General features: G+C 71.2%; 20 protein-coding genes and 1 pseudogene. 12 read left to right on the plus strand and 9 right to left on the minus strand.

Annotated features, from left to right (window positions below):
- The first annotated feature begins 96 nt into the window (after positions 1-96).
- Positions 97-1,557 (plus strand): ribosome biogenesis GTPase Der, encoded by a 1,461-nt coding sequence (der, locus tag ACWD26_RS22915; RefSeq protein ID WP_451272841.1) that lies wholly within the window; start codon positions 97-99, stop codon positions 1,555-1,557.
- A 107-nt stretch (positions 1,558-1,664) separates the two neighbouring features.
- On the opposite strand, the gene ACWD26_RS22920 is transcribed toward der, so the two are convergent.
- Together ACWD26_RS22920 and ACWD26_RS22925 are read right to left on the minus strand one after the other, a co-directional pair.
- Positions 1,665-2,033 (minus strand): hypothetical protein, encoded by a 369-nt coding sequence (locus ACWD26_RS22920; protein WP_451272843.1) that lies wholly within the window; start codon positions 2,031-2,033, stop codon positions 1,665-1,667.
- Positions 2,034-2,165: 132 nt separating this feature from the next.
- A complete protein-coding gene (locus ACWD26_RS22925; RefSeq protein WP_451272845.1) occupies positions 2,166-2,936 on the minus strand; it encodes a hypothetical protein in 771 nt (256 codons plus the stop codon).
- A 534-nt stretch (positions 2,937-3,470) separates the two neighbouring features.
- On the opposite strand from ACWD26_RS22925, the gene ACWD26_RS22930 reads away from it, so the two are divergent.
- On the plus strand, positions 3,471-4,124 hold the full coding sequence (locus ACWD26_RS22930) for a transglycosylase family protein (protein ID WP_451272847.1): 654 nt from the start codon (positions 3,471-3,473) through the stop codon (positions 4,122-4,124).
- Between the two features lie 15 nt (positions 4,125-4,139).
- Here the strand turns inward: ACWD26_RS22930 and ACWD26_RS22935 are convergent, their stop codons facing one another.
- The 3 genes from ACWD26_RS22935 to ACWD26_RS22945 are packed head-to-tail and all read right to left on the minus strand — an operon-like array spanning position 4,140 to position 8,106.
- The gene (locus tag ACWD26_RS22935; protein WP_451272849.1) at positions 4,140-4,781 is read right to left on the minus strand and encodes an ABC transporter ATP-binding protein; all 642 of its coding nucleotides are present in this window, start codon (positions 4,779-4,781) and stop codon (positions 4,140-4,142) included.
- Positions 4,778-7,609 carry a branched-chain amino acid ABC transporter permease/ATP-binding protein gene (locus tag ACWD26_RS22940; protein WP_451272851.1) on the minus strand — a complete coding sequence of 944 codons (2,832 nt, stop codon included), beginning with the start codon at positions 7,607-7,609 and terminating at the stop codon, positions 4,778-4,780. Before ACWD26_RS22940 ends, ACWD26_RS22935 begins: the two co-directional genes overlap by 4 nt.
- On the minus strand, positions 7,609-8,106 hold the full coding sequence (locus ACWD26_RS22945) for a hypothetical protein (protein ID WP_451272853.1): 498 nt from the start codon (positions 8,104-8,106) through the stop codon (positions 7,609-7,611). The genes ACWD26_RS22940 and ACWD26_RS22945 overlap by 1 nt, the downstream gene beginning before the upstream one ends.
- 122 nt (positions 8,107-8,228) lie before the next feature.
- Here ACWD26_RS22945 and ACWD26_RS22950 point away from each other — a divergent pair, with 122 nt between their 5' ends.
- The 4 genes from ACWD26_RS22950 (at position 8,229) to ACWD26_RS22965 (ending at position 12,369) form a co-directional block, all read left to right on the plus strand.
- Positions 8,229-8,816, plus strand: a complete 588-nt coding sequence (locus ACWD26_RS22950; RefSeq protein ID WP_451272855.1) for a hypothetical protein — start codon at positions 8,229-8,231, stop codon at positions 8,814-8,816.
- Complete coding sequence (locus ACWD26_RS22955) at positions 8,791-10,083, plus strand: ABC transporter substrate-binding protein (RefSeq protein WP_451272857.1); 1,293 nt, start codon at positions 8,791-8,793, stop codon at positions 10,081-10,083. The genes ACWD26_RS22950 and ACWD26_RS22955 overlap by 26 nt, the downstream gene beginning before the upstream one ends.
- A gap of 172 nt (positions 10,084-10,255) precedes the next feature.
- Complete coding sequence (locus ACWD26_RS22960; RefSeq protein ID WP_451272859.1) at positions 10,256-11,518, plus strand: glycosyltransferase family 4 protein; 1,263 nt, start codon at positions 10,256-10,258, stop codon at positions 11,516-11,518.
- On the plus strand, positions 11,518-12,369 hold the full coding sequence (locus ACWD26_RS22965) for a hypothetical protein (RefSeq protein WP_451272861.1): 852 nt from the start codon (positions 11,518-11,520) through the stop codon (positions 12,367-12,369). Before ACWD26_RS22960 ends, ACWD26_RS22965 begins: the two co-directional genes overlap by 1 nt.
- A 104-nt stretch (positions 12,370-12,473) precedes the next feature.
- Here the strand turns inward: ACWD26_RS22965 and ctaD are convergent, their stop codons facing one another.
- Positions 12,474-14,204, minus strand: coding sequence for an aa3-type cytochrome oxidase subunit I (gene ctaD, locus ACWD26_RS22970; RefSeq protein ID WP_451272863.1), 1,731 nt, complete (start codon positions 14,202-14,204; stop codon positions 12,474-12,476).
- 378 nt (positions 14,205-14,582) lie between these two features.
- Here ctaD and ACWD26_RS22975 point away from each other — a divergent pair, with 378 nt between their 5' ends.
- A complete protein-coding gene (locus ACWD26_RS22975) occupies positions 14,583-14,798 on the plus strand; it encodes an I78 family peptidase inhibitor (RefSeq protein ID WP_451272865.1) in 216 nt (71 codons plus the stop codon).
- Positions 14,799-14,891: 93 nt separating this feature from the next.
- Here the strand turns inward: ACWD26_RS22975 and ACWD26_RS22980 are convergent, their stop codons facing one another.
- Together ACWD26_RS22980 and ACWD26_RS22985 are read right to left on the minus strand one after the other, a co-directional pair.
- Positions 14,892-15,920 (minus strand): phosphatase PAP2 family protein, encoded by a 1,029-nt coding sequence (locus ACWD26_RS22980; protein WP_451272867.1) that lies wholly within the window; start codon positions 15,918-15,920, stop codon positions 14,892-14,894.
- Positions 15,921-16,158: 238 nt separating this feature from the next.
- Positions 16,159-17,379, minus strand: coding sequence for a glycosyltransferase family 39 protein (locus ACWD26_RS22985; RefSeq protein ID WP_451272869.1), 1,221 nt, complete (start codon positions 17,377-17,379; stop codon positions 16,159-16,161).
- A 336-nt stretch (positions 17,380-17,715) separates the two neighbouring features.
- Between ACWD26_RS22985 and ACWD26_RS22990 the strand changes: the two genes are divergently transcribed.
- A complete protein-coding gene (locus tag ACWD26_RS22990) occupies positions 17,716-19,326 on the plus strand; it encodes an MFS transporter (protein ID WP_451272871.1) in 1,611 nt (536 codons plus the stop codon).
- 197 nt (positions 19,327-19,523) lie between these two features.
- Positions 19,524-19,841 (plus strand): annotated as a pseudogene (locus tag ACWD26_RS22995) (acyl-CoA dehydrogenase family protein); the annotation flags it as partial.
- A 140-nt stretch (positions 19,842-19,981) separates the two neighbouring features.
- Here ACWD26_RS22995 and ACWD26_RS23000 read toward each other — a convergent pair.
- Positions 19,982-20,425: a cell division protein SepF gene (locus ACWD26_RS23000; protein ID WP_451272873.1), complete on the minus strand. Its 444-nt coding sequence runs from the start codon at positions 20,423-20,425 to the stop codon at positions 19,982-19,984.
- Positions 20,426-20,718: 293 nt separating this feature from the next.
- On the opposite strand from ACWD26_RS23000, the gene ACWD26_RS23005 reads away from it, so the two are divergent.
- From ACWD26_RS23005 to ACWD26_RS23015, 3 genes are all read left to right on the plus strand, one after another.
- The gene (locus tag ACWD26_RS23005) at positions 20,719-21,930 is read left to right on the plus strand and encodes a DUF5685 family protein (RefSeq protein ID WP_451272875.1); all 1,212 of its coding nucleotides are present in this window, start codon (positions 20,719-20,721) and stop codon (positions 21,928-21,930) included.
- Positions 21,931-22,364: 434 nt separating this feature from the next.
- Complete coding sequence (locus tag ACWD26_RS23010) at positions 22,365-23,267, plus strand: S1 family peptidase (protein WP_451272877.1); 903 nt, start codon at positions 22,365-22,367, stop codon at positions 23,265-23,267.
- Between the two features lie 735 nt (positions 23,268-24,002).
- Positions 24,003-25,082: a S1 family peptidase gene (locus ACWD26_RS23015; protein WP_451272879.1), complete on the plus strand. Its 1,080-nt coding sequence runs from the start codon at positions 24,003-24,005 to the stop codon at positions 25,080-25,082.
- Positions 25,083-25,084: the final 2 nt, after the last annotated feature.

Raw genomic sequence — 25,084 nt, forward strand, 5'->3', positions numbered from 1 at the left:
TCCGATCGGGCGCTGGGCGACACTGAGTAGTGGATCAGCCGACGGAAACCCGGCCGCTCCACCGATCACCACGATGAACTACGAGGTACGGACTTCATGAACGACCAGTTTCCCTCCGAGCACGAGCACGGAGAGCTTGGCGACGCCGAGTACGCGGAGTTCATGGAGCTCGCCGCGGAAGAGGGCTTCGACATCGAGGACGTCGAGGGCGCGATCGAGGAGGCGGGTCACGGCCCGCTGCCCGTCCTCGCCGTCGTCGGCCGCCCGAACGTGGGCAAGTCGACCCTGGTGAACCGCATCATCGGCCGCCGGGAGGCGGTCGTCGAGGACAAGCCCGGCGTCACCCGTGACCGCGTCACCTACGAGGCCGAGTGGGCGGGCCGCCGCTTCAAGGTCGTCGACACCGGCGGATGGGAGCAGGACGTCCTCGGCATCGACGCCTCCGTCGCCGCCCAGGCCGAGTACGCCATCGAGGCCGCCGACGCGGTCGTCTTCGTCGTCGACGCCAAGGTCGGCGTCACCGACACCGACGAGGCCGTCGTCCGGCTGCTCCGCAAGGCCAACAAGCCCGTGGTGCTCTGCGCCAACAAGGTCGACGGCCCGAGCGGCGAGGCCGACGCGACCGCTCTGTGGGCCCTCGGCATCGGCGAGCCGCACCCGGTCTCCTCGCTTCACGGCCGCGGCACCGGCGACATGCTGGACGCCGTCCTGGAGGCCCTGCCGGAAGCGCCCGCGCAGAGCTTCGGCACGGCCGTGGGCGGCCCGCGCCGCATCGCCCTGATCGGCCGCCCGAACGTGGGCAAGTCCTCCCTCCTCAACAAGGTGGCGAACGAGGAGCGCGTCGTCGTCAACGAGCTCGCAGGCACCACCCGTGACCCGGTCGACGAGCTGATCGAACTCGGTGGCGTCACCTGGAAGTTCGTCGACACGGCGGGTATCCGCAAGCGCGTCCACCTCCAGCAGGGCGCCGACTACTACGCCTCGTTGCGCACCGCCGCCGCCGTCGAGAAGGCGGAGGTGGCCGTGATCCTCATCGACGCCTCCGAGTCCATCTCGGTCCAGGACCAGCGGATCGTGACCATGGCCGTCGAGGCGGGCCGCGCGATGGTCATCGCGTACAACAAGTGGGACACCCTCGACGAGGAGCGCCGCTACTACCTGGAGCGGGAGATCGAGACCGAGTTCGGTCAGGTCGCCTGGGCGCCCCGGGTCAATGTCTCGGCGCGCACCGGCCGGCACATGGAGAAGCTGGTCCCCGCGATCGAGACCGCCCTCGCCGGCTGGGAGACCCGCGTCCCGACGGGCCGGCTGAACGCCTTCCTCGGTGAGCTGGTCGCCGCCCACCCGCACCCGATCCGGGGCGGCAAGCAGCCCCGCATCCTCTTCGGCACCCAGGCCGGCACCAAGCCCCCGCGCTTCGTCCTCTTCGCCTCCGGCTTCATCGAGGCGGGCTACCGCCGCTTCATCGAGCGCCGTCTGCGCGAGGAGTTCGGCTTCGAGGGCACCCCGATCCACATCTCGGTCCGGGTGCGCGAGAAGCGCGGCAAGAAGAAGTAGGAAGAAGTAGGAAGAAGTAGACAGCGGCCGTACGGCACCTGCCAGCAGTACGACATGAAGAGGCGGCCACCCGGACATCCGGGTGGCCGCCTCTTCATGTGCCCGCTTCAAAGACCTCGGCGTGGGCCCGGCGGGAGCGGGGAGGGGATGTGGTGCATCCCCGTGTGCCCGGTGGGGATGCGTCCGACCGGCTGCCACATGGCGGTCGTCGTGGCCGTGTGACCGGGCTGGCTCTCGCGCTGCGTGGCCAGATGCCCCGCCGCGTGCCGGGCACCGTACGAACCGGAGTTGTACGACCCCGTACCGCGCTGTCCGCCCGAGCCGTGCGAGATGGTCCCGAAGCCCGTGAACCCCAGCTCCTCCTCCCCGTGCCGGTCTCCCGGCAGGGCCCGATACGCTTTGACCCACTCCGCGTAGAGCGAGTCGTAGATGGGCGTGGCCGATGGGCCGCCCGAAGGTTCCTGAGTCGGCCGCATGGACGGGATCGACTGGTAGGACTGGCGGCGAGGAACGTCGTATGCGTGCACGTCTGTGCCAACGACCCCACTGCGCAAGGGATGCGCTACCTCCACCATTCAGCCTCCGGAAAGGCACCCCCGGTGAAGTGATCAGGTACCGGCCAGCGGCAGGGTGGCGGCCACCAGCTTCCCGTTCGCCGCGGCCTTGTCGAGCGCGTCCCGCAGCAGATCCTCCCGCGGCTGCCGCCCGATCGACCCCACCGGCGCCGCGAACATCAGCACCTGCTGGTGCTTGTTCGCCGCCGCCCGCCACGCGTCGGCGACCTGCAGCGCCTGATGTGCCTGCCACCACGCGACCGGCGAACCACCGGAGCCACCCGGCTGCAGGATGGCGTGCAGCTGCCCCATGGCGAGCAGGACGGACCAGCCGTGCAGCACGGGCGGGACGGAGTCGATCTGGGGGAGCGGCATGAAGCCCTGCTCGATGAGCAGCGGCAGGAAGTCGTCGCCCGCCCCGGACGTGCCCGGGCGCGCGATGGGGGCGGTCGGCTCGACGACCAGTGCCGGGTGCAACTCGCCGCTGAGCAGGATCAGTCCGCTGGTGACACCGAGCACGGCCTGCTCCGGCGCGGCCTGGGCCGGGCTGTCCCCGACGATGGAACGGGCGGCGCCCTGCAGCTGCTCCTCGGTGACCTGGACGACCTGGGAGGGCAGGCAGGTGGCGTGGGCGAAGGCGAGCACGGCGGTCTCGTCGCCGACGAAGAGGACGGTGCTGGTGCTCTCCTGCTCGGAGTCGCCGGGGGTGCGGCACGACGTGCAGTCGTAGCCGCCGGGGGCGTTCTCGCCGGCGAGCAGCCGGTCGGCTTCTTCGTCGCCGATCTCGGCGCGTACCTCGTCGCTGACCTCGAGCATGCGCGGCACGGGTGGCTCCTCGGGATGCGGTGCGTGTCGGTGCCGGGTGGCGCCCGGCCCATGAGCGCGGAGGTTCCGGCTCATGAAGAAGACAACGGACGATCTGTGGCCGGAGTCACGCTCGACGACGAACGGAATCGAACCATCAGGCGCGCAGGGTGAGTCCACGGGCGGAATCGGTTACTCCGCGCCAACTTCCCAAGGGCACGGCGGAGTTGACCTGGTGAAGTGGGTCACAGAGCGCCGGAGGCGCTGGCCGATATATCCGGAAATCAGGGAATGAAGTGGGTGGCCGAAACTGGCTGCTACTCCGGGTAACGGTGAACTGGCCTCGCACGACAAGCGATTCCTTGCTGACAACCCGCCACTCTCCCTAGATTCCCGGCCGTGTGCAGCGAGCACCGCTCGGGTACGTCCGTCGGCCGCGCAGAGTCAGACAGCGCGCAGCACCACCTCGGCGGACGGGGCGGAGCGCGACACCCGCGTCCGTGCGCGGGAAGCGCCCCGCCTTGGGGGATCCCGGGTCCGTGGAGAGGGATCTTCATGTCCGGATGTGGCGATACCACGCGCGGTAGCGCTCGAAAGACGCGTACGACGGCGGTCCTCGCCGGGGCGGCACTCCTCGCCCCGCTCGGACTCCTGACCGTCACCGGCACCGCCTCGGCCGCCGACAGCGGAGTGTGGGACCGCATCGCCAAGTGCGAGAGCGGCGGCAACTGGCACATCAACACCGGCAACGGCTACTACGGCGGCCTCCAGTTCGCCGCCACCACCTGGCGTGCCTACGGCGGCACCGCCTACGCGGCCACCGCCGACAAGGCCTCCAAGACCCAGCAGATCGCGATCGCCACCAAGGTCCAGCGAGCCCAGGGCTGGGGAGCGTGGCCCACATGCTCCCAGCGCGCCGGAGCGTACGGCGGCGCGCCCGCCGCGCCCTCGACGAAGTCCACCCAGCCGACCAGGTCGACCGGTTCCGGGAAGACGGCCGGGACGGCTTCCTCGAACCCGCCGGCGCGCTCCACCGGCCACCCCGACCGCGGCTCGTCCCGCGGTGACTACACGGTCCGGCAGGGCGACTCGCTGAGCGGCATCGCCGCCCGGCACCAGACCACCTGGCGGCAGGTCTACGCCGCCAACAAGGCCGTCATCGGCGGCGACCCCAACCTGATCGTGCCCGGACAGCGCCTCGACCTCTGACCGCTCCACCGGCCCTCACGGCACTTCCCCCGCCTCGCCGCCGAATGCCAGTGTCCCGCGCCGGAGTTCGTACACGAGAGCGGTCGGCGCCTCGCGCAGTGCCGGTGGCAGGCGCTGTTCGGCGACGATGACACAGGCGTCGAGGCCGCTCAGCAGTTCGTACGTGCGGGCCGCGACCGCCGGTGACATGCCCTGGGTGGGCTCGTCGACGAGGACGACACGCGCGCGGGACAGCAGGGCACGGGCGAGGGCGAGCATGCGCTGCTCGCCGCCGGAGAGGGTGCCGGCGCGGCGGGGGAGCAGCGGTTCGAGGTGAGGGTAGGCGCGCAGGGCGTACGAGACGTCCGGCGCGGCGAGTTCTATGTTCTCGCGCACGGTGAGCGAGCCGAAGACGGCCCGTCGCTCCGGGACGAGGACGAGGCCCCGCCGGGCGCGCTCGTGGGCCGGCGTCCGCGTGACGTCGGCCCCGTCCCACACCACGGCGCCGCCGGAGAGCGGGACCGTGCCGGCGAGGGCCCGCAGCGCGGTCGTACGGCCGGAGCCGTTGCGGCCGAGCAGGACGGTCAGGCCGGGGCCCGGGGCGGCGAGGGTCAGGCCGTGCAGGGCTTCCAGGGGGCCGTAGCGGACGCGGGCGTGCCGGAGGGAGATGAGGGTCATCGTCCGGCCGCCGGGTCGAGCGGGTCGGGTGCGCCCGGTGAACGCAGGACGTGGCCGGTGGGGCCGGAGGTGACGATCCGGCCCGCCGCCATGACGTGCACGACGTCCGCGAGGTCCGCGACGAGGTCGAGGTCGTGCTCCACGACGAGCAGGGCCATGCCGTCGTCGGCGAGGGCGCGCAGCACGCGGGTGAGGGCGGCCACCTCGGCCGTGTCGAGCCCGGCGGCGGGCTCGTCGAGCAGCAGTACGTGCGGACTCCCGGCGAGCGCCCGCGCCACCTCGACCCGCCGCAGTGTCCCGGTCGGCAGCCCGGCGGCGGGCGACGCCCGCACCGGCCCGTCCAGCCCGAACAGCCGCAGCGCCCGCTCCACGGCCGCGGGGTCGCCGACCCGCCCCTGCTCGGCGCCCACCCTGACATTCTCGGCCACGGTCAACGACGGGAAAACAGCCAGCTGTTGGAACGTCCGTGCGACACCGAGCCGCGTACGGGCATGCGCCGGCAACCGCGTGACGTCCCGCCCGCCGAGGCGCACATGTCCGGCGCCGGGCCGCAGCGTTCCGGCGAGACAGTGGAAGAGGGTGCTCTTTCCGGCCCCGTTGGGCCCCACGACGGCACTGACCCGTCCCGGGAGGACATCGAGATCCACGCCGTCGAGGGCGGTGAACTCGCCGTAGCGGAGGTGAAGGCCGCGGGCTTGGAGGCGGGGGCCGGGAGGAGGACCGGAGAGCGCGGCGCTGTGGGGAGGGGTGGGCCTGGACGGCTGAAGGGGGCGGCGGTTCGGGGCGACCTCGGGTTCGCGTCGGGGGTGGAGGCCGGCGTGCCGAGGGGGTGGTTGCTCCGGAGTGGGGGGCTGCTCCCCGCCGCGGGCGGACACCGCCGTGGCCCCGCCCGGAGCGGTAGGCCTCCGCCGGTCCACCCGAGCCGGTGTGCCCGCCCGCCCCCGCACCCGCTCCCTGGCCCGTACCCCCGTCGGCGTCAGCTCGCTCCGCCGCCCCGCCCCGGATCGCAGCCGTACGACCCCCGCGCGCACCGCCTCGTACGGGCCGCCGGGGAAGCGGCCCACCAGGACCGCGAGGACGCCGATCACCGCTGCCGCGACGCCTCCCCTCGTGCCTGCGTCGAGCCCCACCAGCAGGGCGGCCGCCGCTAGGGCGCCGAGCGTGCTGTCGGCGCCCAGGACGACGATCGCGGCGAACCAGAGGAGGCCGCGGACGGGGTCGTAGGCGGAGGGGTCGAAGGCGCGGACGCCCATGGCGAGCATGCCGCCGCCGAGGGCGGCCAGGGCGGCCCCCGCCACGAACGCCGCCAGCTTCAAGGACGGCACGCGTACGCCCGCCGCAGAGGCGCCCGACTCGTGGTCCCGCAGGGCGGCCAGGGCCCGGCCCGCGCGGCCCCGGCGCAGGGCGTGGGTGGCCAGCAGGGCGAAGGACAGGAGGCCCAGCTCCAGGACGTAGTACGCGCGGTCGCCCTCGAAGCCCCGGGGACGGGTGAGCGTGAGGCCCGAGGTCGCGTACGGCTGGGCGAAGACGAAGCGGCTCACGCCGACACCCACCGCGAACGTGGCGAGGGCCAGGGCGAGGCCGTGGCGGCTGATGGCGGGCCAGCCGGTCAGCAGCCCGAGGGGAGCCACCAGGAGTACGGCCACCAGGAGGGCGGTCAGTTCGGGGAGGGTTGGGAGGAAGGGGAAGCGGCCGGCCGACAGCAGTGCCGTGAAGAGCGCCCCCAGGCCCGCGTACGCCGCCTGGCCGAGGGAGATCTGGCCGCCCCGGCCCGTCACCACCACCAGGGAGAGCAGGACCACGCCGAGGGCCGGTACCTGCACGGCCGTGTGCAGGTCCCGGCCCGCGAAGCCCAGCGGGATCAGGAACAGCAGGGCCGCCACGATCCATGCGGCGGCCGGTGGCTGCGCGCGGGCCGTCGCCGTAGGGGGCAGCGCGTCGCGGGTGCCCACGCCGGGCAGCACGAGGGCCGCGATCAGGAGGGCCACGACGAAGAGGTTGGCGCCGACGGCCTGGAGCAGCGGTTCCGCCCAGCCCGAGGGGTGGAGCCGGGTCAGCTGGCTCTGGGCGATCCCGATGCCCAGCGCGACCAGCACGGCCACCGGGAGGCTGCGCATCCGGGCGGCGACCGCCACGGCGACGACCTCCATCACCAGCAGCGGCATGCCGTACGGGTCGAGGCGTACGTACGGGGCCAGCAGCACGCCCGTCAGGCCCGCCGTGAAGGAGCCGAACGCCCAGCCCGCGGCGGCGACCCGGTCCGCGTCGATGCCGCCGAGCACGGCGAGGGACCGGTCGTCCACGACGGCACGCAGTTCCCGGCCGAAGCGCGTCCATAGCCCGGGGGGCCGGGTGCGTCCCCGGGGCGAACGCAGCACCGCACCCACGGCCGCCGCGACGGCGACGGCCACCGCCAACTGGCCCCACGGGTCCGCCGACACCAGCGTGGGCGCGTCGGCCCGGGCGCCCTGGCCCCACAGCAGCGCGGCCCCGCCGACGAGGAGGACGAAGACGCCGAGGGAGGCCACCAGGGTCTGCGCCGGGTCGCCGCCGAGCACGGCGAGCGGACGGAAGACGAAGCGTTCCAGGACCAGGCCGATGGCGGGGGCGACCAGAAGCAGGGTCACGAGGGCGCCGAGCCACAGGGGCCAGTCCCACTCCACCGTGAACTGGCGCAGCAGATACGCGCACACCATCGCGATGGCCCCGTGCGCGAAGTTGAGCACGCCGGTGGCCCGGTACGTCACGATCAGACCGATGCCGGTGAGGGCCGCCGCGCCGCCGACCGACAGCCCGGCCAGCGTGAGGTCGTACGTCAGCGACGCCATCAGCCCTCCGCGGGCTCGGCGGAGTCGCTCTCGGAGGGGGCCTCACAGATCGGGCACGGCCGCAGTTCGCCGCTCGCCGCCACCCGGGAGTCCACCGGCACCGCCTCGGGCTTGCCGGCCACCAGGGGGCAGTCCGCCCGGTGCCAGAGGGTGCCGCCGGGCACCATGAGCAGTGTGCCGCTGGTGGCGAGGGGCGTGAGCGCCGCCTGCCCCGATCCGTCGGTGTCGGTGGGCTCGGCGGCGACCAGGAGGCCGTACAACTCCTCGACCCGTGTGGCGGCCAGGGCGCTCCGGCCGTGGGTGAGGAGGACCGCGCCCGCGATGATCAGCGCGGCGCCGGGGACCGTGCAGGAGGCCAGGTAGGGGAGCTGCCGTTCGGCGAAGCGCTCGCCGGAGACGCCGTACCAGCCGACGACGCACAGCACCGCCCCGCCGGCGAGCGCGGCCCAGCCGGCCCAGAGGACGGGGTGCACGGTCCGCAGTCGGGCTGTCCGCATCGGGGCTCCCACACGTCGTGTGTCTGTCCATCCCAGCCGATGGCTTGCACTATGCCTTCTGCAACCTGACCCTGAAAGAACCGGGCACCTACTGCCCGGACCGACACCCGGTGGTGAGCCAGATGGTTCTCGGGAGCGACCTCAGGCGGGCGAACGGACGGCGGGGCCGCGGCCCACGGTCGGCGGGACGGGGCACGGCACTGGCCGCCGCCCTGGTCCTCCTCCTCGCCCCGGCCCTCGCGGCGTGCGGCGACGACGGCGGAGGCGGCGGCGACGCCCCACCGCCCACCCCCTCCGTGGAGCGGACGACCAGCGAGCCGACCGAGCCAAGCGCGAGCGCGAGCGCGCCGGCGGACACCGCCGCCGCCGAGAAGGAGATCAAGGAGAACTGGAAGAAGTTCTTCGACCCGGCCACCTCCACCGAGGAGAAACAGGCCGTTCTGGAGAACGGCGACGAGATGGGTCCGGTCCTGGCGGCGTTCAGCGGTGACGAGCGCGGCGGGCAGGTGGAGGCCGAGGTCCGGAAGGTCGAGTTCACCTCGGCGACCGGCGCCGACGTGACGTACACCCTGCTCCTGGAGGGCGCCACGGCCCTGCCGGACGCGGCGGGCACGGCCGTCGAGCAGGACGGCACCTGGAAGGTGTCCGTCAGGACGCTGTGCGGACTGGTCGCGCTGAGCGGCAATGCGACGCCGGGCCCGGGCTGCTGAGACCGCCGCCGTAGGCCTGCTGCTCCTGCTGTCCACGGCCTGCGGCAGCCGGCTGCCGGAGAGCGACTTCGAGCGCGGGGGCACCACGTCCGCACCGCGGAGCCGTGAACCGCTGCGGGTCGGCATCGTCACCAGCGTCACCAGCCCGGTCGGCGGCGCCGCGTTCACCGGCCCGCGCGACGGGGCCAAGGCGTACTTCGCCGCCCTCAACGCGCGCGGCGGCATCGACGGCCGTCGGGTCGAGGTGCGCGAGTGCGACGACGGGGGCAGCGGCGTCGGCAACAACGAGTGCGTGCACAGGCTCGTCGAGGAGGACGGTGTGGTGGCCCTCGTCGCCACCACCGCCCTCGACTACGCGGGCGCCTCCCGCGTCGCACGCGCGCGTGTGCCCGACATCGGCGGCCAGCCCATCGGCCCGGCATACGACACGTATCCGCACCTGTACAGCGTCTACGGCAGCCTCGCGCCCCGGAACGGCACCACCGGCTGGGACGGGCGGCAGTACGGCGGCACCGAGGTCTACCGCTACTTCAAGCGCGAGCACGGCGCCCGTACCGCCGCGGTGGTCTCGTACAACCAGTCCGCGTCGGCCGCGTACGCGCGGCTGGTCGTCCAGGGACTGAAGGCCGAGGGGTACGAAGTGGTCACCGAGCAGGTCGACTTCGCGCTGCCCAACTTCCGCGCGGCAGCCGCCGACATCAAGGAGCAGGGCGCCGACCTGGTCTTCGACGCCATCGACGGCCACGGCAACGCCCGGCTCTGCCAGGCGATGGACGAGGTGGGCGCCAAGGTGACCGCCAAGGTCACCAATGTGCAGAACTGGACCTCCACGGTGGCCGAGGACTACGCGGACGCCCCGCACTGCCGCAACGCCCTGTGGGCCACCGGGTCCAGCCGCAACTACGAGGACGACGGCGACGACGCCGTACGGGAGTTCCGGGACGCGACGAAGGGTCTGAAGACGCGCTCACAGTGGCAGTTGGAGGGCTGGGCGGCCGCGATGTGGTTCACGGACGCGGCGAGGGCGTGTGCCGGGAGCCAGGAAGGCGTCACGCGCGCGTGCGTCGACCGGTTCATGAACCGCGACGAGCCCTACAGCGCCGACGGACTGCTCCTCCCCGTCCGCTTCGAACGGCTCGCCGAGCCCCCGAGAACACGCAGGTCCTGCGTGTCGGTGGCCCGCTGGCAGGACGAGAAGGGGTGGGTGAGCCAGGGGGACATGAACACCAACTGCTTCGACGTACCACAGCTGCCTTACCGGCCCTGATGCGTCTGGAAGCGAACAGGTTCCCTCTTCCGGCTATCGATCAGGCAACTGTTGGAGAACAAGTTGATGATGATGTCCAACCATTCCCCGGGATGCCGTGTCTAACCGTGTGGCGGTGGACCAGGGCCGCGATTGATGGATGACCAGGGAAAACAGGGGGTTCGGGGGACACATGCACATTTCTTTCCTCATACATAACGCGTACGGAATCGGGGGGACGATCCGGACGACGTACAACCTGGCGAACACCCTGGCCGAACAGCACGACGTGGAGATCGTCTCCGTCTTCCGCCACCGCGACGAGCCCGTCTTCGACGTGGACCCGAGGGTCCGGCTGCGTGGCCTCGTCGACATCCGTCCGGACGGCGCCGACAAGGGGCACGCCGACCTGGAGCGCCCCGCCAAGGTCTTCCCGCGCGCCGAGGGCCGCTACGGGCAGTACAGCGTCATGACCGACCGGCGTATCGCCGAGCACCTCGCCTCGGTCGACGCCGACGTCCTGGTCGGTACCCGGCCCGGGCTGAACGTGCACATGGCCCGGCAGACCCGCCGCGGCCCGGTCCGCGTGGGCCAGGAGCACCTCACGCTCGACAGCCACTCCCCGGCCCTGCGCGCCACCCTGCGCGGCGTCTACCCGCGGCTCGACGCGCTCACCACCACCACCGAGGCGGACGCGCGCGCGTACGGCTCGAAGATGCGGCTGCCGGGCGTCCGCCTCCAGGCCGTGCCCAACCCGGTGCCCGCGCCGGGGATCGACCCCGCCGACGGCACCGGCAAGTGGGTCGTCGCCGCCGGGCGTCTCGCCCCCGTCAAGCGCTACGACCTGCTCATCAAGGCCTTCGACAAGGTGCGCGAGGAGCGGCCCGACTGGCGCCTGCGGATCTACGGCGGAGGCAAGCAGAAGGACAAACTCCGCGCCCTCGTCGACAAGTTGGGCCTCTACAACCATGTCTACCTGATGGGCCCGGCCAACCCCATCGAGCCCGAGTGGGCCAAGGGCTCCATCGCCGCCGTCACCTCCAGCCTGGAGTCGTTCGGCATGACGATCGTCGAGGCCATGCGCTGCGGCCTGCCGGTGGTCTCCACGAACTGCCCGCACGGCCCCCGCGAGATCATCGACGACGGCGTCGACGGCCGCCTGGTCAAGGTCGGCAGCGTCAAGGCCATCGCCGACGGTCTCCTCGAACTCATCAACGACGACGACAAGCGGCAGCGGATGGCCCACGCCGCGCTCAAGGACTCCGAGCGCTTCGACCCGTCCCGCATCGCCGAACGCTACGAGACGCTCTTCGGCGACCTCATCGCCCGCGGCGGCGCCTCGTCGGTGGGCAGGATGCGCGGCTCCCTGCACCGCACCCGTGGCGCACTGCTCGGCGGCGCGTACGCCGTCCGGGATGCCGGACGTTCCGTTCTCCAGAAGGGGCGCACCGCGTGATGACGCTGGCTCCACAGCAGCCCGCCCGCCGCGACGACCAGGAGGACACGATCACGCCGCCGCGCACCGACTGCGTCGCCGACTTCGCGGGCGGCCTGACCTTCGAGGTCGCCGACCGTGGCGAGTCCGGCCCCGCCCACCTGGTCCTCTTCCTCCGCGACAGCGACCAGCAGGTGCGCCTGCCCCTCACCCCGGCCGGCGACGGCCGTCTGCGGGCCGCGCTGCCCAGCAGCGTGGACCTCCCCGAGGGCCGCTGGGACGCCTACCTCCAGGTGGCCGACGGCGAACCGCGCCGACTGTCCCCCGGCGTCAACGACCTGCGCTCCCTCGTCGACCGCGCCCCCAGCGCCACCGCCGACCGGATCGCCGTCCGCATCCCGTACGGCACCAAGCACGGCAACCTCACCCTCCGCAGCTGGGAGCGCTCCCCGCACGCCGAGGCGGGCGAACTCCACATCGGCGACGGCGAGCTGGAGGTGACCGTCCAGACGTACGGCGCCGGGACCACGTCCGACGCGTACGCCGAACTCACCGACCAGAACGGGGTGGCGCCCGCCGTACGGGCCGACCTCACCCACGACGACGACCGGGGCGGCCTCCGCTTCACCGTGGCCTACGGCGACCTGCGGCCCGGCAGCTGGGACCTGTGGCTGCGTCCCCAGGGGGAGACCGGCCCGCGGGTGCGGATCGCGCGGCTGCTCGACGACATCGTCGAGAAGCACCCGGTCTTCGTCTATCCCAGGACGCGCGCCGAGACCGAGCACGGACCGGTGGAGGCCGAGCCGTACTACACGGCCGACAACGACCTGTCCGTGACGGTCGACGCCGTGAGCGGAGCCGACCTGAGCTGAGCGGTCGGCGGTCGGCGGTCGGCGGTCGGCGGTCGGCGGTCGGCAGTCGGCGGTCGGTGGTCGAGGGCACTTCCTGTCCTCGGCCTCCTCCGGTCTCGAAACGATCAGGACTCTTCGGGACCGCCCGTCGGCCGCTCTTGACCGAACCGGGGGTGCGGAGTTCCTTCCTGCCCCTTCCTGGTCTGGGGCGGCGTGATCGCCGCGAACTTCGGATGGTGCAGGTCGAACGCCGGGGACTCCGAGCGCACCCGGGGCAGCGTCACGAAGTTGTGGCGCGGCGGCGGACACGAGGTCGCCCACTCCAGCGACCGGCCGTAGCCCCACGGGTCGTCGACGTCGACCTTCACGCCGTACCGGGAGGTCTTCCAGACGTTGTAGAGGAAGGGCAGCGTGGACAGGCCCAGCAGGAACGCGCCGATCGTCGAGACCGTGTTGAGCGCTGTGAAGCCGTCGGCGTCCAGATAGTCCGCGTACCGCCGCGGCATGCCCTCGGCGCCCAGCCAGTGCTGCACCAGGAACGTGGTGTGGAAGCCGACGAAGAGCGTCCAGAACTGGATCTTGCCGAGCCGTTCGTCGAGCATCTTCCCGGTGAACTTCGGCCACCAGAAGAAGAACCCCGCGAAGGTGGCGAAGACGACCGTGCCGAAGACGACGTAGTGGAAGTGCGCGACCACGAAGTACGTGTCCGTGACGTGGAAGTCCATCGGCGGCGAGGCCAGGATCACGCCCGTCAGCCCGCCGAACAGGAACGACACCAGGAAGCCGGTCGCCCACAGCATCGGCGTCTCGAACGACAGCGAGCCCTTCAGCATCGTCCCCGTCCAGTTGAAGAACTTCACCCCTGTCGGCACGGCGATCAGGAAGCTCATGAACGAGAAGAACGGCAGCAGCACCGCGCCCGTGGCGAACATGTGGTGCGCCCAGACCACGACCGACAGCCCGGTGATCGCCATCGTCGCCCCGATCAGCGTCAGATAGCCGAAGATCGGCTTGCGGCTGAAGACCGGGATGATCTCCGTGATGATCCCGAAGAAGGGGAGGGCGATGATGTAGACCTCCGGGTGCCCGAAGAACCAGAACAGGTGCTGCCACAGCAGCGCGCCGCCGTTGTCCGCGTCGAAGATCTGCGCGCCGAAGCGCCGGTCCGCCTCCAGACAGAGCAGCGCGGCCGCCAGCACCGGGAACGCCATCAGGATGAGGATCGATGTGAACAGCGTGTTCCAGGTGAAGATCGGCATCCGGAACATCGTCATGCCGGGCGCGCGCATCGCGATGATCGTGGTCAGGAAGTTCACCGCGCCGAGGATCGTCCCGAAGCCGGACAGTGCCAGCCCCATGATCCACATGTCGGCGCCGATCCCCGGTGACCGTTCCAGGCTGTTCAGCGGCGCGTAGGCGAACCACCCGAAGTCGGCGGGCCCCGACGGCACCAGCAGCGAACCCGTCACGATCAGTCCGCCGAACAGGAACAGCCAGTACGACAGCATGTTGAGCCGGGGGAAGGCGACGTCGGGAGCGCCGATCTGCAGCGGCATGATCTCGTTGGCGAACCCGGCGAACGTCGGTGTCGCGAAGAGCAGCAGCATGATCGTGCCGTGCAGTGTGAACAGCTGGTTGAACTGCTCGTTGTCCACGATCTGCGTGCCCGGCCGGGCCAGTTCGGCGCGCATCACCAGCGCCATCAGACCGGCGGCCAGAAAGAACAGGAACGACGTGACCAGGTAGAGGTGGCCGATCTTCTTGTGGTCCGTCGTGGTCAGCCAGTCGACGACCAGCCGCCCCGGCGCCTTCGCCCGTACGGGTCGTGCCGGCGCCTGTACGGTCTCGGTCCCCATCGCTCGCCCCTTCGCTGCCGCGTTCTGGGCCCGTGATGCACGCCATGATGCTCGCGCCCCGGCCGCTCCGACAGAGGGCGTAGGGGGGAACTGTGCGGGAACCGTGTATTTCCCGTGAGGTGGGGCTTCCGGGGAGCCGTCCGGGAATCGGTGGGAAAAGGCCGGACACGCACCGGACACACGGCCCACGACATGCTTTCCGACGGGCTATTGGCGATGGTGCCGAAGTGACCGGGAATTGCACTCGGCAGCGCGCGGAAGGCGTACGGAACCGCTCGTACGTGTGACTGAGTTGGGCCGAAACGCGTGTCGTGGTTCTGTGACAGAAGCGTGACTGCGAGAGGACAGCGAGCCCTTCGGCCGCCTACCGTGGCGGTCATGGCACCCATTCCCCCCTCTCCCGAAGAGCCCCAGGACAACCTCGACGACTACGTCGGACTGGAGGCGCCGAGCGCCGAGCGCCGCGCCGGGGAGCGCGGCTGGTCCACCGTCAGAAAGCTGCCGCCGGGGGCGATCATCACCATGGAGTACCGCTTCGGCCGGCTGAACTTCGAGGTCGAGGACGGCCGGGTGAAGCGCGCCTGGAAGGGCTGAATCGGCTTGGACGACCGAAGGCCCGGCTCGTGGAGAGCCGGGCCTTCGGTCGTGCGGGGCCTGGGGTGTGCGTACCGGCCCCGCTGTCTCGTGTCAGCCGCCCGCGACGGGCCGGGCCGAGGTCGCGTTGCGGGCGACCCGGTCCGCGTGGGGCGGTCGGCGGGAGCCGACCGGGGTCACCGGAGTCCGCTCCGGCCTGGTCAGGTGCGGTCCCGGCGCCAGGTGCACGGGCACGATCGGGGGATGGGGGGCGCGGGCCGCGGCACCGGTGTCGCGGACGCTCGCGGGCTCCTCCTCGGGCCCCCGCAGCGAGGCCGTGCCCACCGCGGCGGGCGTCGGGGCTGCCACCGGCACGGGCGCCGTACGACGGTCGCGCCAGGTGTCCCGCAGGGAGAAGAGCCAGGCCTCGGCGCGGGCGATCAGCGGCTCGAACCAGGGCAGCGCCAGCAGGATCAGCAGACCGGCGGCCCAGCCCAGCAGGACGTCGCTCAACCAGTGCGTACCGAGGTAGACCGTGGTGAGACCGACGCCGAGCGAGGTCACGGCCGACAGCGCGGACAGCCAGCGCCGGGCCCTCGGTGTCGATGCCAGATAGGCCAGGATGCCCCACGTCACCACGGCGTTCGCGGTGTGCCCCGAAGGAAATATGTCGCCTCCGAGCCACATCTCGTTGGAGCCGATCTCGGTGGCGTAGTGCGGGCCGAGCCGGCCCATGCCGAGCTTGGCGGCGCCGACGGTGATGTTGAGCAGCAGCAGCGAGACGCCGAGCGCGAGCATCGGGCGCAGGGTGTGCTGTCTCCAGGAGCGCCAGCCCAGCCAGGCGGCGACCATGACGGCGGTGGGGCCGCGCTGGCCCAGGACCACGTAGTAGTCGAGGAACGCGTGGATCTCCGGCCACTGCTGGTACGGCCGGAAGAACATGATCTGCCAGTCGAGCCGCACGAGCCACGAGGTGATGAGGACGGCCCACACGATGGCGACGTAGAAGGCGAGGGTGGAGGAGAACAGCACCACCCGGTGCCGGGTCATCACCGGTACATCGATGTGGGCCGGCCGTTCCGGCTCACGGTCCAGCCTGGAGAAGACCCGGTCCAGACGGGTCGGCTTTAGTTCGGTACGCACTCAATCGACGTTACAGCGAGTGAGCTCCGACGCGGCGTGAATCACCGGCTTTGTGATGACGCCGTGATGTGGGATTGCTCTCAGATTGATGTTTATTTCTGCTGAATGGCGAATCGCTGCGCCGCTTCGCCTTCAATTCCATGGTGCAATAGAGAGCGGTCGTTTTGGAGCCCTTTTGAATTCGTTCACCGAAAGCTTGCATGGAATTACCCGCCTGCTCGCCCTCCGTGGCGACCGGTCAGGGGGGACCGGAGCCATTCAGCCAGAACGCGCCGTAGACCGCCGACACCACCGCGACACCACCGAAAATCACCGCTGACCTGGGCGTACGCGCGCGGGCCAGGGCGCGGGCGAGGGGCAGCAGCAGAGGGAAGGCGGGCATCAGCAGACGGGGTTTGGAGCCGAAGTAGCTCGACGCGCACAGCGCCAGCGCGACGACGACCCCCGTGTAGACCAGCAGCGTCAGCGGCTGCCGCTGACGTAGGCACGTGACGTACAGCCAGATGAGCGACGCCACTGCGATGATCAGCCCGACACCCGCCAAAGCCGACGGGAACGACGTGAACTTTTCGGCGACGAAACGGGCGAACGCGTAGCCGCCGTCGAAACCGTTGCGCCACCCCGCCTGGACGTCCAGATAGCCCAACAGCCCCTTGCCCGTGCGGTGGCCGACCCACAGGACGTAGCCCGCGGCACCCAGGGGCGCCAGGAGCATTCCGAGGGCGCGTGCCCAAAGGAGAGCGCCGTCCTGTGCTTCCGCGCTCCGGATCCGTACGAACGGGGGAGTGGGGACCGGGTCTCCGGCGAGCGGCGGATCGTCGTGCCGCCGGGCCCGTATGTACGACGTGATCGCCGCCGCCCACACGGCCGCGACCACCGCGAGTCCCACCGGACGGGTCAGCCCGGCGAGCGCCGCAAGGGCCCCCGCCGTCACCCAGCGACCGGTCAGGACGGCGTACAGCGACCAGGCGGCCAGAGCGGTGAACAGGGACTCCGTATACGCCATCGACTGCACGATCCCGACCGGCAGCACCGCCCACAGCAGCACCGCGCACACCCCGACCCGGTGCCCGTACACATGGTCGGCGACCGCGAAGATCCCCCAGGCCGAGGCGAGCGAGGCCAGCGTGCCCACGACGAGGCCGGCATGGGCGTACGACAGCGGCGTGAGCGACGACACGGCCCGCTCCAGCCACGGCAGCAGGGGGAAGAAGGCCAGGTTCGAGTGGACGTCGCCGTTCGGCAGACGCACCTCGTAGCCGTAACCGAGTTCGGCGACGCGGGTGTACCAGAGCGAGTCCCAGCGGGCCGACAGCAGCGTCAGGGCGCTCTTGCCGCGCGCCGCGCTCCACAGGGCGAGGGCGACGAGGCCCAGGGTGCGCACGGCGGCGTACCCGAGGAGTGCGGGGGCGGCCCGCCGCAGAAGGGGCGGCGCCGGGCGCGTAGCAAGATCGGTCACGCGCTCGATTATCGGCGGAGCCAGGAACCGGCCGGGACGCCGTCACGTGAGGGACCGTGAGGGAACGTGACAGACGGGCCCCGGACGGGCCGCGGACGAGTGATGAAGGAGTCATGGAGGACCGGTGGCCGGCCCCACGGCGTGGCGCATGCCACACGTCACATGAGGGTTCCATGAGAGACCCGCCACGCCTCACCGGCCGGAACTCGCGTACGCTGACCGCTCGCTCGCCTTTCGTAGCGCGGGTCCGGGACACCGCTCCTCCTGGACCGTAGCCGCCGGGGAGTCCCCGCCCCGTGGTTCCGCCGAACGCGAGAGCATCTGGGAGGTACGTACATGTCCGGGACGCCCACGGCCGCCGCACGACGCCGTCGCGGGGCCGGTGCCGGCGCCGGTGCAAACCGATGGGTCGTCCTCGTCGTCCTCTGCGTCAGCCTGCTGCTCGTCGCCGTCGACGCCACCGTGCTGCACGTGGCGGTCCCCGCCGTCACCGAGGACATCAGGCCGAGCGGCATGGAGCTGCTCTGGATCGTCGACGTCTACCCGCTGGTCTGCGCCTCGCTGCTGATCCTCTTCGGCACGCTCGGCGACCGGGTCGGCCGCAGACGGATCCTCCTGCTCGGCTACGCCCTCTTCGGCGTCGCCTCCGGGCTCGCCGCCTGCGCGGACAACCCGCAGGTCCTGATCGCGGCCCGCGCCCTGCTCGGCGTCGGCGGCGCGATGATCATGCCCGCGACGCTGTCGATCCTGCGCCAGGTCTTCCCCGACCGGCGCGAGCGGGCGCTCGCCATCGGTGTCTGGAGCGCGGTCGCCGCCGTGGGCGCGGCCGTCGGGCCGCTGCTCGGCGGGTTCCTGCTGGAGCACTTCTGGTGGGGTTCGGTCTTCCTGGTCAACATCCCGCTGATGCTGGTCAGCCTGCCGATCGGACGGCTGCTGCTGCCCGAGTCGACGGGCGACCGCGACGGTCCGTGGGACGTGATCGGTGCCCTGATGGCCGCCGTCGGCCTCTTCGGCATCGTCTTCGGCGTGAAGCGGCTCGGCGGCGGACACCCGCCGTTCGACCCCGGCGCGGCGTCGGCGCTCCTCGTCGGCGGCGGGCTGCTGATCGCGTTCGTACGACGGCAGCGGCGCCGGACGCATCCACTGGTCGACCTGCGGATGTTCGCGCGCCCCGCGTTCAGCACGTCCGTCGGCTGCATCGTCCTCGCGATGCTCGCGCTGGTGGGCCTGGAGCTGATCGCCGCGCAGTATCTGCAACTGGTCCTCGGGCTGTCCCCCCTGGAGACGGGTCTGCGACTCCTGCCGCTGACCATCGCCGCGATGGCGGCCGGGCTCGTCGGCTCCCACATGCTGCAGCGCTTCGGGCCGCGCCGCATGGTGTCCCTCGGCTTCTGCCTCACCGCCTTCGCCGTCGTCCTGCTCACGGCGATGGGGCGCCATGACAACGCGGGGCTGCTCCTCGCCGGGTTCGTCCTGCTGGGCTTCGGTCTGGAGACGACGCTCTTCGGGGCGTACGAGTCGATGCTGAGCGAGGCGCCCGCGTCCTCGGCGGGCGGGGCGGCCGCGATCGGTGAGACGTCCTACCAGCTGGGCGCCGGCATCGGGATCGCCCTCCTCGGCAGCGTGATGAACGCGGCGTACGCGCCCGGGCTGTCGTCCGTGCCGGGGGTTCCCGGCTCGGCGTCCGCCGCCGCCGGGCATTCGCTCGGGGAGGCGTACGAGGTCGCCGACCGGCTGGGCGGGTCCTCGGGTGAGGCCCTCCGGCACGCCGCCCGCGACTCCTTCGTCCATGGGCTGCATGTGACGCTGCTGGTGAGTGCGGCGCTGCTCGTGCTCGGCGCGGTGATGGCCCTGCGGCTGCCGCGGGGGATGGAGTGCGGGGCGGAGGTTCCGGGGCCGCGGGAGGCCAAGGCGGCCACGCCGGTGCGGGCGGAGTCGGTGCGCTGAAGTGTGTCCGGCGCCCTCTGCTGGTGCTGGGGCCGGCCGGGGTTTCGCTCACCGGCGCTTGCCGGGTGCCGCTGCGACCACCCTCCCCCACTCTCGGTTTCGCTCGAGCGGGAGGTGCCCCCATCGTCCCAGCGGCACGACTGCCCGCAGTTGGGCAGGGTGGGCACGGCGATGGGTGGGGTGGGCGGGCGGAAGGTATGCCGGAGGTCACGGGGCGGAAAGGACCGCTGAGTTGTCCTTCGCGCGCCCGCTGCGGAATCGTGTGGGGCTCGACGGGGGCGCGCGGGTGATATTCGAGGCGGCCGTCGAATACGCGCAGACGCGGGGCAGTTCGGAAATCCGATCGGTGGTTTCCAGCTCACTCGGGCCGAACTCGCCGACGCGGCAACCGAGTTGCACAAGGGGATTCTGCTCGCCCACCAACGGGGGCGGCGAATGGACGCGGGACGGCTCCGTCCCGAGCAGATCAACTTCGGCAAGACGCACAACGTCCCGAGGCGATCGGGGTCTGCCGGCACCAACTGTGCTGGGCCGCGAGGCGATCGGGGTCTGCACCAACTGTGCTGGGCAAGGCGCTCACCGGTGTCGACGCCTTCCGGTGAGCCGCGCCGCATGACCCGCGCACCGGAAGACGGGGCCGGCGAGCGGCCCTGCCTCAGCTCTGGTTGAAGAAGCCGTCGACCGGACGGCTCGCGACCTCGCCGCTGACGATCTCCGTGTCGGCGGGGGTCAGCAGGAACACGCGGTTGGACACCCGCTCGATGGAACCGCGCAGCCCGAAGATCAGGCCGGCCGCGAAGTCGACGACACGCTTGGCGTCGGCGGCCTCCATGTTCGTCAGGTTCATGATCACCGGGACGCCGTCCCGGAAGAGCTCGCCGATGTGCCGGGCGTCACGGAAGCTGTCCGGTGTGACCGTGCCGATCCGGCGGCCCTGCTCCTGCGCGGACTCGGACGCGACCTTGACGCGAGGGTCGGTGACCCAGGCCTCGCCGGAGCCGGACTCCCGCTCATCGGCGTAGTCGTCGTCGTAGTAACGCTCGTCATCGTTGTCGTCGACGAGGCCAAGCCAGGCACTCGCCTTGCGCACCGATCCCATGGACGCCTCCTCTCGCAGCGGTCTTTCGTGCTTTCCGCATCCCTATCGTCGTCCATGATGCGGATGTCTCGCCAAGTGGATAGACGCCGCACGGGGGTTTCGTGACGGTACTGGTGCAGAACGAATTCGTCGAGAGTCCATGTGCCCCAAGGGCTTCGCTGTACACACCTGCTGACGGGGAGTGAAATAATATTGTTCGCGGCGTTTGGGTGAGTGGCGGTGCGTCCGGGTGAACGTTCCGGCGGCTACGATGCGGCACGATCGACGAGCGCACGGAGACACGGGGGAGTGTCGTGTTCGGAATAGTCAGGCCCTGTAGCCATCGGCTTGGTGAAGGGCTTCGGACGCAGTGGATGGCACATCTGTGCGGGCTCTGTCTCGCGCTGCGCGGAGACCACGGGCAGTTCGCCCGGGTCGTCACCAATTATGACGGTTTGCTGGTCTCGGTTCTGACAGAGGCTCAGGCCGAGCGGAGCACCGACTGGCGGCGGACCGCCGGGCCCTGCCCGCTGCGCGGGATGCGCACCGCCTCCGTGGCACAGGGGGAGGGCGCGCGGCTCGCCGCCGCCGTCTCGCTGGTGCTCGCCTCGGCCAAGGTGCGCGACCACGTGGCCGACGGGGACGGACTGCTGGCGCGCAAGCCGGTGGCGCGCGCCGCGCGCCGGGTCGCGACGAACTGGGGACGCGCCGGGGCGCGTACGGGAGCGGACGTCGGGTTCGACACGGCGGTGCTGGTCGACGCCGTGGACCGGCAGGTCGGCATCGAGGCGCTCGCCGGTCTCGGCACTCCGCTGCTGACGGTCACCGAGCCGACCGAGACGGCGACCGCGGCGGCCTTCGCGTACACCGCGACACTGGCCGGACGGCCGGGGAACGCCGAACCGCTCGCCGAGGCCGGCCGGCTCTTCGGGCGGCTCGCCCATCTGCTGGACGCCGTGGAGGACCAGGCCGCCGACGCCGCCTCCGGCGCGTGGAACCCGCTGACCGCCACGGGGACCTCCCTGGCCGAGGCCCGGCGGCTCGCCGACGACGCCCTGCACGGCATCCGGCTCGCCCTGCGCGAGACCGACTTCGTGGACGGCAAGCTGGCCCATCTGCTGCTCGTGCACGAACTGCGCAGGTCGGTGGACCGGGCGTTCGGGACCGTGCCGGTGTGCTCGTCCCATAAGTCGGGCGGCGGTGGACCGGTGCCGGGCAATCCGTATGCGGCGGGCGGCGGGATTCCATATGAGGGGAGCGGGAGCGGGGGGAATCCGTATGCCGGCGGTGGTGGGAATCCGTTCGGTGGCGGTGGCGGGGGTGGCGGCTTCGGTGGGGTGCCGGCGCCGCAGCCGCCGAGGCGGCGGGGGTTCTGGGCGGGGTGCGGGATGTTCTGGCTGTTGTGCTGCACCTGCCAGTTGTGCTGTGCGAAGGAGTACGAAGGTCCCTGGTCGCGGAAGAAGAGGGAGGGCTGCTGCCGGGACTGCGACTGCTGCGACTGCTGTGACTGCGGCTGCGACTGCTGACGACTCCTGGCCCCGGGGAGCCTGGACAACCCGACGAATGGGTTCAGGACACCCCCGGGTGGCCCAGTCGGGTACTCCGAGCGGCTGCCTCGAGGGGTGCGGGGAGTACCGGCCGATGATGATGGTGGTCGGTGCTCGCGGGTCTTGCGGCCTGCTCCGACGACCCGTTCGCCGGTCTCTCTGAGGGGCGCTCAACATTCACACATAACCCGCACATATGGCCTGGTGGGATCAACTGTCGTGGACGGCACGCCGGTTGGATTCCGAGAGGCCGAAAGGCACTCTTGCGTGGGTCGGCGGTACGGCCGAATACTTCCCCCCAGCGCCTTGTCAGGGGCACGGCGTGTTCGGAATCCGGACCGATGCCCCTGATCTGCGCCTCACGGGCCCCGACCCCACGCGGGCCCCCGACTTCCCTTTGGAGGGAACGAACAGTGAGGATCAAGCGCACCACCCCCCGCAGCGGCATAGCGAGACGGACCCGGCTGATCGCCGTGACCACCGGACTCGTGGCCGCGGCCGCCGCCACCGTCCCCACCGCCAGCGCGGCGAACACCCAGACGTTCAGCGCCTCCGAACTGAAGAGCGCCAGCTCCTCGGTGCTCAAGGCCGACATCCCCGGCACCGCCTGGGCGATCGACCCGGCGACGGACAAGGTCGTCGTCACCATCGACAGTACCGTCTCCCAGGCCGAGCTCGCGAAGATCCAGGAGGCGGCGGGCGAGAACGCCGGCGCCCTGACGATCAAGCGGACCCCCGGCAAGTTCAACAAGCTGATCAAGGGTGGCGACGCCATCTATGCGAGTAGCTGGCGCTGCTCCCTCGGCTTCAACGTTCGCAGCGGGAGCACCTACTACTTCCTGACCGCCGGTCACTGCACCGACGGCGCGGGCACCTGGTACTCCAACTCCGGCCGCACCACGGTCCTCGGCCCGACCACCGGGTCGAGCTTCCCGACCAACGACTACGGCATCGTGCGCTACAGCAACACGTCCATCGCCAAGGACGGCACCGCCGGCAGCGTGGACATCACCAGCGCCGCCACCCCGAGCGTGGGCACCAACGTCATCCGTACCGGCTCCACCACCGGTACGCGCACCGGACGGGTGACCGCCCTCAACGCGACCGTGAACTACGGCGGCGGCGACATCGTCTACGGCATGATCCAGACCACGGTCTGCGCCGAGCCCGGCGACTCCGGCGGTCCGCTCTACGGCAGCAACGGTGTGGCGTACGGTCTCACCTCCGGCGGCAGCGGCAACTGCACCTCCGGCGGCACGACCTTCTTCCAGCCGGTCACCGAGGCCCTGAGCGCGTACGGCGTCGCGGTCTACTAGGTCGAACAGGTCTGCGAGGCCCGAACAGGCCTGAGAGGCAGAACAGCGGAACAGGTCCAATGGCCTCACAGGTCCAACACGTCCAACCCGTCCAACAGGTCGAATGGGAAACCGGCGCACTTCCCCCCGGCGCCGGTCCCACTCAGCTGCGGCCAGCAGCAGGCGAGCCCCCGCACGCATGATGTGCGGGGGCTCGCCCTCGTTCGGCTTCCCCGCGCCCACCGCCCGCCCGTGCTTTTTCGCCCCGAAGGGCCGCGGGCCTGAGGGGCGCGGGCCTTCGGGGGCGCGGGCCTTGAGGGCGCAGGCATTGAGAGGCACGGGGAACTGCGCGAGAAGCCCTCACCGAACCCGCACTCGAGGGCAAAGCCGATGCGGAAGCAACTCCCGCCCCACGGGGCACGTTTGCATCCGGACCTCCCTGGGGCGAGTTTCAGACAGGACTAGACCTCACCCGTTGCTGAAGGGGTCGTTGCTTCCTGTGTTTGCAGTGCGAATTCCAGGGACCGTCAGGTGGGGCGTTACCGGACGGTAATGACATAGGGGGCGTGCGCCCGCGTTGTGTGCTCGGCCTGAACTCGACCTTGTGTGCCCCCTGTGCGCCTAGGAATAGTTGGCGCCGCACAGTTGGCATGGACGCGGCGTTTTTTCTCGTCCGCCGCCTCCTTGCCCGTACGCCTTCCGGTCGAAGGGGGTCCCCACGGCCCTCTTCGTCCAACCCCCACAGGAGGACGTGAGTTGAAGCACCGACGTATACCCAGGCGCCGTGCCGTCGTGACGGGTGCGGGCATCGCCGCGCTGGTCGCCGCGGGAGTGACCTTCCAGACTGCGAACGCGAGCGAGACCGCGCCGACCCCCGAGCCGAAAGCGCTCTCCATCACGGCGGCCGGAAAGCTCGCCCTGACTCTCGACGCGGACCTCGGCGCCGACGCCGCGGGAACGTATTACGACGCGAAGAGCAAGCTCCTCGTCGTGAACGTCCTCGACGAGGCCGCCGCCGAGACGGTCGAGGCGGCCGGCGCCAAGGCCCGCATCGTCGAGAACTCCCTCGCCGAGCTGAAGAGCGCCAGGGCGACCCTCAAGGAGGACGCCACCATCCCCGGCACCGCCTGGGCCACCGACCCGACGACCAACAAGGTCGTCGTCACCGCGGACCGCACCGTCTCCGCGACCGAGCTGGCGAGACTCACCAAGGTCGTCGACGGCCTCGGTACGAAGGCCGAACTCAAGCGCACCAAGGGCGAGTACAAGCCCTTCGTCGCGGGCGGCGACGCCATCACCGGCGGCAGTGGCCGCTGCTCCCTCGGCTTCAACGTGGTCAAGGGCGGTGAGCCGTTCTTCCTGACGGCCGGTCACTGCACCGAGGGCATCTCCACCTGGTCGGCCGGCGGCCAGGTCATCGGCGAGAACGAGGCCTCCAGCTTCCCGGGCGACGACTACGGCCTGGTCAAGTACACCGCGGACGTCGACCACCCCAGCGAGGTGAACCTCTACAACGGCTCCACCCAGGCCATCTCCGGGGCCGCCGAGGCGACCGTCGGTATGAAGGTCACCCGCAGCGGCTCGACCACCCAGGTCCACAGCGGCACGGTCACCGGCCTCGACGCCACCGTGAACTACGGCAGCGGCGACATCGTCAACGGCCTCATCCAGACCGACGTCTGCGCCGAGCCCGGCGACAGCGGCGGCTCGCTCTTCTCGGGCGACAAGGCCATCGGTCTCACCTCCGGCGGCAGCGGCGACTGCACCTCGGGCGGCGAGACCTTCTTCCAGCCCGTCACCGAGGCACTGTCGGCGACCGGTACGCAGATCGGCTGATC

Source organism: Streptomyces sp. NPDC002787, from assembly GCF_053592095.1.

What these genes read in the sequence shown, in the direction of transcription:
- ACWD26_RS23000 (WP_451272873.1), bottom strand. Translation starts at nt 20,425, where the DNA reads ATGGGATCGGTGCGCAAGGCGAGTGCCTGGCTTGGCCTCGTCGACGAC.
- ACWD26_RS22935 (WP_451272849.1), bottom strand. Translation starts at nt 4,781, where the DNA reads ATGACCCTCATCTCCCTCCGGCACGCCCGCGTCCGCTACGGCCCCCTG.
- ACWD26_RS22950 (WP_451272855.1), top strand. Translation starts at nt 8,229, where the DNA reads ATGGTTCTCGGGAGCGACCTCAGGCGGGCGAACGGACGGCGGGGCCGC.
- ACWD26_RS22975 (WP_451272865.1), top strand. Translation starts at nt 14,583, where the DNA reads ATGGCACCCATTCCCCCCTCTCCCGAAGAGCCCCAGGACAACCTCGAC.
- ACWD26_RS22960 (WP_451272859.1), top strand. Translation starts at nt 10,256, where the DNA reads ATGCACATTTCTTTCCTCATACATAACGCGTACGGAATCGGGGGGACG.
- ACWD26_RS22945 (WP_451272853.1), bottom strand. Translation starts at nt 8,106, where the DNA reads ATGCGGACAGCCCGACTGCGGACCGTGCACCCCGTCCTCTGGGCCGGC.
- der (WP_451272841.1), top strand. Translation starts at nt 97, where the DNA reads ATGAACGACCAGTTTCCCTCCGAGCACGAGCACGGAGAGCTTGGCGAC.
- ACWD26_RS22990 (WP_451272871.1), top strand. Translation starts at nt 17,716, where the DNA reads ATGTCCGGGACGCCCACGGCCGCCGCACGACGCCGTCGCGGGGCCGGT.
- ACWD26_RS22965 (WP_451272861.1), top strand. Translation starts at nt 11,518, where the DNA reads ATGACGCTGGCTCCACAGCAGCCCGCCCGCCGCGACGACCAGGAGGAC.
- ctaD (WP_451272863.1), bottom strand. Translation starts at nt 14,204, where the DNA reads ATGGGGACCGAGACCGTACAGGCGCCGGCACGACCCGTACGGGCGAAG.
- ACWD26_RS22940 (WP_451272851.1), bottom strand. Translation starts at nt 7,609, where the DNA reads ATGGCGTCGCTGACGTACGACCTCACGCTGGCCGGGCTGTCGGTCGGC.
- ACWD26_RS22920 (WP_451272843.1), bottom strand. Translation starts at nt 2,033, where the DNA reads ATGCGGCCGACTCAGGAACCTTCGGGCGGCCCATCGGCCACGCCCATC.
- ACWD26_RS22955 (WP_451272857.1), top strand. Translation starts at nt 8,791, where the DNA reads ATGCGACGCCGGGCCCGGGCTGCTGAGACCGCCGCCGTAGGCCTGCTG.
- ACWD26_RS22930 (WP_451272847.1), top strand. Translation starts at nt 3,471, where the DNA reads ATGTCCGGATGTGGCGATACCACGCGCGGTAGCGCTCGAAAGACGCGT.